Origin of the sequence: Methylobacterium sp. WL103, from assembly GCF_008039885.1 — a bacterium.
Taxonomy (GTDB): Bacteria; Pseudomonadota; Alphaproteobacteria; order Rhizobiales; family Beijerinckiaceae; genus Methylobacterium; species Methylobacterium cerastii.
On sequence record NZ_VRUX01000230.1, the window covers coordinates 1 to 6,485 of the forward strand.

The 6,485-nt window shown below is 68.2% G+C and carries 9 protein-coding genes; 4 read left to right on the forward strand and 5 right to left on the reverse strand.

Going from position 1 to position 6,485, the window contains the following annotated elements; all coding sequences use genetic code 11:
• Positions 1-473 precede the first annotated feature (473 nt).
• From FV222_RS14600 to FV222_RS14610, 3 genes are all read left to right on the forward strand, one after another.
• Positions 474-1,448: a lipid kinase gene (locus FV222_RS14600; RefSeq protein ID WP_147762205.1), complete on the forward strand. Its 975-nt coding sequence runs from the start codon at positions 474-476 to the stop codon at positions 1,446-1,448.
• A gap of 13 nt (positions 1,449-1,461) precedes the next feature.
• A complete protein-coding gene (locus FV222_RS14605; RefSeq protein ID WP_147762191.1) occupies positions 1,462-2,181 on the forward strand; it encodes a TerC family protein in 720 nt (239 codons plus the stop codon).
• An 86-nt stretch (positions 2,182-2,267) separates the two neighbouring features.
• Positions 2,268-2,492: an AbrB/MazE/SpoVT family DNA-binding domain-containing protein gene (locus FV222_RS14610; protein WP_147762190.1), complete on the forward strand. Its 225-nt coding sequence runs from the start codon at positions 2,268-2,270 to the stop codon at positions 2,490-2,492.
• Positions 2,493-2,726: 234 nt separating this feature from the next.
• Here FV222_RS14610 and rho read toward each other — a convergent pair whose 3' ends face one another.
• Positions 2,727-4,100 (reverse strand): transcription termination factor Rho, encoded by a 1,374-nt coding sequence (gene rho, locus FV222_RS14620; RefSeq protein ID WP_187275223.1) that lies wholly within the window; start codon positions 4,098-4,100, stop codon positions 2,727-2,729.
• Positions 4,101-4,342: 242 nt separating this feature from the next.
• On the opposite strand from rho, the gene FV222_RS14625 reads away from it, so the two are divergent.
• Entirely contained in the window at positions 4,343-4,615 is a 273-nt protein-coding gene (locus FV222_RS14625; protein ID WP_147762188.1) for a hypothetical protein, read from the forward strand.
• A gap of 97 nt (positions 4,616-4,712) precedes the next feature.
• Here the strand turns inward: FV222_RS14625 and FV222_RS14630 are convergent, their stop codons facing one another.
• The 4 genes from FV222_RS14630 to coaE all read right to left on the reverse strand — a co-directional run.
• On the reverse strand, positions 4,713-5,255 hold the full coding sequence (locus FV222_RS14630) for a ferritin-like domain-containing protein (RefSeq protein ID WP_147762187.1): 543 nt from the start codon (positions 5,253-5,255) through the stop codon (positions 4,713-4,715).
• A gap of 209 nt (positions 5,256-5,464) precedes the next feature.
• Positions 5,465-5,692, reverse strand: coding sequence for a type II toxin-antitoxin system HicB family antitoxin (locus FV222_RS14635; RefSeq protein ID WP_147762186.1), 228 nt, complete (start codon positions 5,690-5,692; stop codon positions 5,465-5,467).
• Complete coding sequence (locus FV222_RS14640) at positions 5,689-5,931, reverse strand: type II toxin-antitoxin system HicA family toxin (RefSeq protein WP_147753719.1); 243 nt, start codon at positions 5,929-5,931, stop codon at positions 5,689-5,691. The genes FV222_RS14635 and FV222_RS14640 overlap by 4 nt, the downstream gene beginning before the upstream one ends.
• 46 nt (positions 5,932-5,977) lie before the next feature.
• Positions 5,978-6,485: dephospho-CoA kinase (gene coaE / locus FV222_RS14645; protein WP_147814826.1), on the reverse strand; the 508-nt coding region annotated here is incomplete at its 5' end.

Consider the following 6,485-nt stretch of genomic DNA (forward strand, 5'->3'; position numbering starts at 1 on the left):
GCCTTCGCCGGCGGGTCGACCCAGCCCGGACGCGGCTCGGCCCGGGCCGCCCCGGCGGCGAGGATCAAGCCGAGCGCGAGCGCGGAACGCAGGCCGCCGACGCGTGAGGGATCAGGGCACATGGGATCACCGGAGGGTGGCCGGGCGGGGGGCGACGCGTTCTACGACGGCCGAGGTTAACGCGAACCGGTGGGCGCCCGGTTCCGTGCGGCTCTGCTCTGAAGCGCATCGGAGCCGGCCGATAGCGCTCGGGACACGCGAAACCGGATCTGCGGTCCCGGCAAGTTCGGAATTGCGGGGGCAACGGGGTTGAGATCGCCGGAACGGTACGCCACCTAGGCCGTATTCCGGGTCCGGGCCCCTCTGGCGGTCGAGGCGTCGACCGCGATGTCGGATCTCTGCCACGCCGTCGCCCCCGCGCCTCGCGGGTGGCGGCGAACGCGCCGAAGAGGTTACCGCCCTTGTCCGATCCGTTGAGCCGGTCCGTCGCCGGAGGTTCGCCGACGAGCGCGGAGGCCGAGTCGTCGGGGGCGTCGCGTCCGCGCCGGGCGCTGCTCCTGTGCAACCCGAAGGCCCGCAACGGCGGCGCGGCGATCGATGCCGTGCGCGAGGCGTTGCGCGCGGGCGGCCTCACGCTGGTCGAGCCGGAGCCCGAGCGCGATTGCTGCGCGGTGATCCGGCGGCACGCGCAGGACGTCGACCTCGTGATCCTCGGCGGTGGCGACGGCACCATGAACGCGGCCGCGCCCGCCCTCGTCGAGACCGGCCTGCCGCTCGGCATCCTGCCGCTGGGCACCGCCAACGACCTCGCCCGCTCCCTCGGACTGCCGCTCGATCCGGTGGCCGCCGCGGAGCTGATCACGCAGGTCGCGCCGCAGCCGGTCGACCTCGGCTGGGTCAACGGGCACTACTTCTTCAACGTGGCCAGCATCGGCTTCTCGGCGGACCTCGCCGGCGGCCTCACCGCGGAATCGAAGAAGAAGTGGGGCACGGTCGGCTACGCCATCGCCGCCTTCCGGGTGCTGCGGCGGGTGCGGCCCTTCACGGTGACGATCGAGCACGACGGCAAGCGCGAGCGCGTCACCACGATCCAGGCCTCGGTCGGCAACGGGCGCCACTACGGCGGCGGCATGACGGTGGAGGAGACCGCGACCGTCGACGACGGCAAGCTCGACTTCTACTCCCTCGAGGTGAAACACTGGTGGCGCCTGCTCGCCCTGCTGCCGGCGCTCCGCCGCGGCACCCACGGCAGGGCCGAAGACGTGCGCGCCTTCCAGACCACCGAGGTGGTGCTGAGCACGCGGAAGCCGCGGGCCGTCAACACCGACGGCGAGCTCACCACCCACACCCCGGCCCACTTCAAGGTCTTCCCGAAGATCCTGAAGATCTATGCCCCGGATGCGGCCGACCGGCCGGGAGCCGGCGGCACCCGCTTCCTGCCGCTCTGACGCGAGGCGCCCGATGGACCATCTCGTTCGACTCGCCGCCGACCCGACGGTGTGGGCGGCGCTGGCGACCCTCGTGGTGATGGAGGTGGTGCTCGGGATCGACAACCTGATCTTCATCTCGATCCTCACCAACAAGCTGCGGCCCGAGCACCAGGCGAAGGCCCGCCGCATCGGCATCGGGCTCGCCCTAATCCTGCGGCTGGGGCTGCTCGGCACGGTCGCCTTCATCGTGCAGCTGACGAGCCCCGTCTTCTCGGTGCTCGGCCACGCCTTCTCCTGGCGTGACCTGATCCTGCTCGCCGGCGGCCTGTTCCTGCTGTGGAAGGCCACCACCGAGATCCATCACAGCGTCGACCCAGCTCCGGAGACGGCGACGGGCGGCGCGACGCTGGGCTTCGCCGCGGCGATCGGCCAGATCCTGCTCCTCGACCTCGTCTTCTCGATCGACTCGATCATCACGGCGGTGGGCATGACCGAGCACGTGCCGGTGATGATGATCGCCGTCGTGACGGCAGTGGTCGTGATGCTGGTGGCCGCCGAGCCGCTCTCGGCCTTGATCGCGAAGAACCCGACGGTGGTGATGCTGGCGCTGGGCTTCCTGATCATGATCGGCATGACGCTGATCGCCGAAGGCTTCGGGGCGCACGTGCCCAAGGGCTACATCTACACCGCGATGGCGTTCTCGGCCGGCGTTGAAGGGCTGAACATGCTGGCGCGGCGGCGGCGGGCGTAGCGGCCGCCCGTCCCGCGCTTGCGCATCCGCACGGTCCCGCCCATTCTCGAAGGGACCGATCCCCCGCAACCCGTTTGGAAGACGTGATGGTGGCGCTCAAGCTCACGCAGATCGGCGACGCCGTCGGCGTCGTCCTTCCGAAGGAGGTGCAGGCGCGGCTCAACGTATCGACGGGAGACACGGTCTTCCTCGTCGAAACACCGGACGGCTACCACCTGACACCCGAGACACCGGATTTCGCGGATCAGATGGCGGTTGCCCGCGCCGTCATGAAGGATCGCCGCGACGCGCTCCGCGAACTGGCGAAGTAGCCGCGACACTCCGCCCTCCACCCCGCGACCTCATCCTGAGGTGCCCGCGCCAGCGGGCCTCGAAGGAGGTCTCCAGACATCGCGCGGCCGGCTGGAGGGCTCCTTCGAGGCTCCCGCTTCGCGTCCGCACCTCAGGATGAGGGGGTGGGGAGGATCGACGGTCAGTCGGGCTGTCATGAGAAAGGCCCCGATCCTGCGATCGGGGCCTTTTTCTCGTTCGAGTCCTAAAAATCGTCAGGTGTTCATCGAGTCGAAGAAGTCGCCGTTGCTCTTGGTCTGGCGCAGCTTGTCCATGAGGAACTCGATCGCGTCGGTGACGCCCATCGGGTTGAGGATGCGGCGCAGCACGTAGGTCTTCTTGAGCGCGTCCGGCGGAACCAGCAGCTCTTCCTTGCGAGTGCCGGAGCGGGTGATGTCGATGGCCGGGAAGATGCGCTTGTCCGAGACCTTGCGGTCCAGGATGATCTCGGAGTTGCCGGTGCCCTTGAACTCCTCGAAGATCACCTCGTCCATGCGCGATCCGGTGTCGATGAGCGCGGTGGCGATGATCGAGAGCGAGCCGCCCTCCTCGATGTTTCGGGCCGCGCCGAAGAAGCGCTTCGGGCGCTGCAGGGCGTTGGCGTCGACGCCGCCGGTGAGTACCTTGCCCGACGAGGGCACCACGGTGTTGTAGGCGCGGCCCAGACGGGTGATCGAATCCAGCAGGATGACAACGTCGCGGCCGTGCTCGACCAGGCGCTTGGCCTTCTCGATCACCATCTCGGCGACCTGCACGTGGCGGGTGGCCGGCTCGTCGAAGGTCGAGGCGATGACCTCGCCCTTCACCGAGCGGATCATGTCGGTCACCTCCTCCGGGCGCTCGTCGATGAGCAACACGATGAGGTAGCACTCCGGGTGGTTGATGGTGATCGACTGCGCGATGTTCTGCATCAGCACGGTCTTGCCGGTGCGCGGCGGCGCGACGATCAGGGCGCGCTGGCCCTTGCCGATCGGGGCGACGATGTCGATGATCCGGGGGGAGAAGTCCTTCTTCGGCGGCGCGTCGAGCTCCAGCTTGAAGCGCTGGGTCGGGAACAGCGGCGTCAGGTTGTCGAAGTGGACCTTGTGCTTGATCTTCTCCGGGTTCTCGAAGTTGATCGTGTTGACCTTCAGCAGCGCGAAGTAGCGCTCGCCGTCCTTCGGTCCCCGGATCGGGCCTTCGACGGTGTCGCCGGTGCGCAGGCCGAAGCGGCGGATTTGCGTGGGCGAGATGTAGATGTCGTCGGGCCCCGGGAGGTAATTCGACTCCGACGAGCGCAGGAAGCCGAACCCGTCCTGCAGCACCTCACAGGTGCCGGCGCCGATGATCTCGACCTCCTTGGCCGCGAGCTGCTTCAGGATCGAGAACATCAGCTCGGCCTTGCGCATGGTCGAGGCGTTCTCGACCTCGACCTCCTCGGCGAAGGCGATCAGGTCGGTGGGCGTCTTGGACTTGAGGTCCTGGAGCTTGACCTCGCGCATGGCGTCGAGGTCGGAGGCCGCGAGCGCGCCCTCGGTCGGCGCATTCGAACCGGGCAGGTTCGAGCCGGGGATGTCCGCGAGGGCGGAGACGTCGGACTGTTCGTTCATGGGATGTCTTGAACCGACGAAAGCGAAGGTTGAGGCGGGGAGCCTGGCAATCGGGAGAAGGCGCCGGATGTCTGGCCGCGAAGGGTGCGGCGGACCCGTGCATCGTCTTGGCGGAGCCCCGGGGGCTCACGGATGCTGCGGTGGCGCTTTTTGGGAGGGCAGATCACGCATATCGTGTTTTTCGTGCCGGCTCAAGGGCTGGGTACACGCTCCCGTCCCGGATCGAACGATCCGCCGCGGAGATGCGCGATACCAGCGTTAAAGATTCCGGCTCAAGCCTCGAAACCGTCTCGCCCCGGGAGTTGGTCATGCGTGTGGTGAAGGCGCTTGGGATGGTGCTGGCGTTCGCGGCGTGCAGTCCCGCAGCGCATGCAGCGTCCTCCGCGCGGGCAACGCGCAGTGAGGCGGCCTACCTTGAGGCGGCGTTCAGCCATGATTTGTGTACGCGTGATGACGGCGAATTGCGGACGCTCAACAAGCAGCTGAGCCGGAAGCCGGCAAACACCAAGCCGTAGGGCCGCTCCCAAGATCATCGGACCCCGGGGACGGTCTCGTCGCGACACGCCGGACCGAATGATCAGACCGGCCCGGCGTCATCGCATCGGATCGAGTTCAGGCCGCCTTGCGGCCGGACTTCTTCGTGGCAGGCTCCTCCTCCGTCGGCTCGGTGCCGTCGAGGTTGAGGCTCTCCGCGATTTCCGAGAGCAGCGCGTCGGTCTTCTTCTCCTCCTGCAGGGTCTCGTCGAGGAGCTTGGCCGCGTCGGCGTAGCCGAGCTGGGCGGCCCAGGTCTTCAGGGTGCCGTAGCGGGCGATCTCGTAGTGCTCGACGGCCTGGGCGCAGGCGGCCAGAACCGCGTCGGCGGCGGGGCTGTCGCCGAAATCCTCCAGGTCCTCCTCCATCTCCGAGGTGATGCCCTGCATCGCCTCGCAGGTCTTGGCGCGGGCCGGCTTGCCGATCATCTCGAACACCTGGGTCAGGCGCTCGACTTGGTTGGCGCTCTCCTCGGCGTGGGTCTCGAATGCCTGCTTCAGCTCGGCATGCTCGGCGGCCTTGGCCGACTTCTTGAGCGCCTTCACCGACTGCTTCTCGGCGTAGTAGACGTCCTTCAAGGTCTCGTAGAAGGCATCGTGCAGCGTCTTCGGCTTGGTGGCCATGGCAGGTCTCCGGGTTCTCGCGGGCCGGCCGCGACGGCAGGCGGCCCCTGGGCTGCCAACCCGGCGACGCCGCCTCGGGTCCCGACGAAATCCCGATGAAATATCGCGCCCTGTGGAGGAACCGGACGGCTCCGACAGGCGATCGCTCGCGGCTCATACCGATCACGCGCGTCGCGATGCGGTCCCCGATCGCGGACGGCGGGAGCCGTTCAGCCGACGGCCCGCTGCAAAGTGCGCGAGGGGGCGGGCACGGCATGCCCGAGTTCGCGAGCCATCGCGATCCAAGCATCGATCGCGTCGCGGACGTTCACCAGAGCTTCCTCGGGGGTCTCGCCGTCGGACATGCAGCCTGGGAGATCGGGCACTGTCGCAGCGAAGCCGCCGCCGTCATCGTGGGTCAGCGGGGAGATGACGACGGGATAGGTGAGTTCGCTCATGGCGCGGCTCTGACCTTGTCGATGAACCGGACGAGTTCGCGGATGTACCATCCCTTGATCGGCCGAGCAGCGGGGATCGTCAACTTTTCGAATTGGGAGCGGTGGCCGATCCGATAATGCGAACCGCCGCCGCGTGGGGGATGGCAAACGACGTCGAACTCGGCGCAGAGCGCCATGATGTCCGAAACAGTCCAGCCGGCCATCGGCTTGGCACGCATCGCTTCCAGGCGTTTCGACATGCGGCACCACCTCCTGACTCGAAGGCAATTTTTTCAGAGTGATAAGTTAATTTTCCTCGGACCGGACACCCACCGCGAATGGGTTAGAATTCGGTTGCGATCTTGGGCGGTCACCGCGCTGTCCTGCCTCGTCGGTTAGTTGCGCGACGATCCCCGCCACCTCGGCCTCGGCGGCGGCAAAGCCGAGGCTCGTGTCGATCACGTAGTCGGCTCGCGCCCGCTTCTCGGCGTCCGGCATCTGCTTGGCTAGGATCGCCGCGAACGCGGCCTCGGTCATGCCGGGGCGGGCCAGCACGCGGGCGCGCTGCACCTCGGGCGGCGCGGTGACCACGAGGACGGCGTCGCACCGGGCCTCGCCGCCGGTCTCGTAGAGCAGCGGGATATCGAGCAGCACCAGCGGCGAGCCTGCATGGCGTTCGAGGAAGGCGTGGCCGACGGCCCCGACCAACGGGTGGACCAGCCCCTCCAGCCGGGCCAGCGCATCCGGGCGCCCGAGCACCGCGTCGCGCAGTTGCGCGCGGTCGACGCCGCCGTCCGGGGCGAGCGTTCCGGGG